2 protein-coding genes and 1 pseudogene are annotated in these 2069 nt (G+C 71.3%); 2 read left to right on the plus strand and 1 reads right to left on the minus strand.

From position 1 onward, the window contains the following. Positions 1 to 471 (plus strand): annotated as a pseudogene (locus tag Q1K70_RS17940) (RsmB/NOP family class I SAM-dependent RNA methyltransferase); the annotation flags it as partial. A 24-nt stretch (positions 472 to 495) separates the two neighbouring features. Then, entirely contained in the window at positions 496 to 1341 is an 846-nt protein-coding gene (locus Q1K70_RS17945) for a fructose-bisphosphate aldolase (RefSeq protein ID WP_300162579.1), read from the plus strand. Between the two features lie 88 nt (positions 1342 to 1429). Here Q1K70_RS17945 and Q1K70_RS17950 read toward each other — a convergent pair. Continuing rightward, positions 1430 to 2069: PP2C family protein-serine/threonine phosphatase (locus Q1K70_RS17950; protein ID WP_300162582.1), on the minus strand; the 640-nt coding region annotated here is incomplete at its 5' end.

Consider the following 2069-nt stretch of genomic DNA (forward strand, 5'->3'; position numbering starts at 1 on the left):
TCGGCCGCCCAGGGCTTCTACATGGCCCTTTTCGAGAAGGCCGGCGGCGAGGCGGGGCCCGGGCCTTGCCGGGACTTTCCCGGCGCGCCCCTGCCCGGGCGGGCGCTCGCCGCCGCCGGCTGCGGCCCGGCCGGGTTGCCGCCGGGCGAGGCCCGGGTGTTCGGGGAGAAGGTCTTCTTCATCCACGAACAGGCCGCAGGCCTGCCCGAGGGGCTGCGCTTCCAGGGATACGCCCTGGGCGCGTATCGCGCCGGCGTCTTTCGGCCCCATGCCCGGGCGCGGGCGCTTCTCGGGCCTTGGCGAGAGGGTGCGGGCTTGAACGAGGCGGCGCTTTCCCGTATCGAGGCACTCCTGGCCGGGCAAAGCCTGCCGGCGGACGACCTGCCGGCGCGGCCCGGGCTCTATTTTCACGGCCTGCCCCTGGGGCTCGCCTCCCGCAAGGGAGCGCGGGTCCTGTGGTCGGACAGGTAATCGATTTCGCGTTTCGGAGGATCCATGCACGGCAGCGACCGCAAACTGGCGAGGCTTTTTCATCCCCGCACTGGCAGGACCGTCATCGCCCCCCTGGACCACGGCGTCATGGAGGGCATGCTGAGCGGCCTGGAGGAACTGGCCGGGCTCATCGCCATGGTCGGCGAGTTCCCGGTCCAGGGCGTCATGCTCAACAAGGGGGCGCTGCGGGCGCACCTGGCCGACCTGCCGCTTTTCGCCACGGCCGTGGCCCAGCTTTCCGGCGGCACGCGCCACTGCCTGCCGCCCTACGCCAGGAGCCTCATGTGCGGCGCGGCCGAGGCCCTGCGCCTGGGCGCGGACATGGTCGCGGTCCAGGTCAACATCGCCAACGAGATGGAAGACCGCATGCTGGCCGACTTCGGGGCCATCGTGGACGAGGCCCACGGCCTGGGCGTGCCGGTGCTGGCGCTCATCGCTCCCAAGGGCGACCGGGTGGTCAACGAAAACGACCCGAGCCTCATCAACCACTGCATCAGGCTCGGCGCGGAGCTCGGGGCCGACGTGACGGGCGTGCCCTATTCCGGGGACGCGCGCAGCTTCGCCCGGGCCGTGGCCGGCTCGTCCGCGCCGGTGGTGGTGACGGGCGGGCCGTCCCGGGCGGATTTCAAGGGCTTCGGCGCCATGGTGGCCGACGCCCTCAACGCCGGCGCGGCCGGCGCCTGCATCGGCCGCAACGTCTTCCAGCACCCCAATCCGCGCGAGGCCATGCGCCGTGTGGTGGAACTGGTCCACGGGCGCGAGGAGCTGGAGGCCCACGAGGCGGCCCTGGCCGCCAGCCGGGCCGAGGAGGCGGCGGCCGACGCCGCCGGCGACGAGGCCGGGGACTGAGCGGCGGAATTTGGCGCGGAAACGAAAAGGCCGGGATTCCCGGCCTTTTTTCGTTGCGGCTCGCATTGTGCCGTCATGGCGCGCAACGCTACGCCGTCGCCTTGACCACCACCAGCGTCACGTCGTCTTCCAGGTGCGCGCCGGCCTTGAATTCGCGCAGGTCAGCCACCAGGGCGTTGACGATGGCCGAGGCAGGGCCGGCCGCCTCGCGGCGGACGATCTCCTCCATGCGCTCCTTGCCGTACATGGCGTCGGAACTGCCCCGGGCCTCGTGGATGCCGTCGGTGTAGATCACCAGTACCTGGCCCGGGGAAAACCACGGCCGGCGCTGCTCCTCGTATTCCCATTCGGCCATGGCCCCGAGCGGAATGCCCGGCCCCATGAGCTGCTCGAAGGCGTCCGTGGCCGGATCGTAGAGCATGCCCGGGTCGTGGCCGGCCCGGCACCACAAAATCTTCTTGGCCACCAGGTCCAGGCGCAGGAAGAAGAGGGTGATGAACCGGCCCGTCATGTGGGTGTCCTGGCACAGGAGGTTGTTGACCTCGGTAAGGAGCGCCCCCGGCCCGGGCCTGTCCAGGGCCCGGCCGCGCAGGAGCGCCCGGCCCGTGGCCATGAAAAGCGCCGCCGACACGCCGTGGCCGGTGACGTCGCCGACCACCACGTCGGCATGGGCGGCGTCGTCCTGGGAAAATTCCAGGAAATCGAAATAGTCCCCGCCCGTTTCGTCG

This window comes from Solidesulfovibrio sp. (assembly GCF_029978005.1).
GTDB lineage: Bacteria > Desulfobacterota > Desulfovibrionia > Desulfovibrionales > Desulfovibrionaceae > Solidesulfovibrio.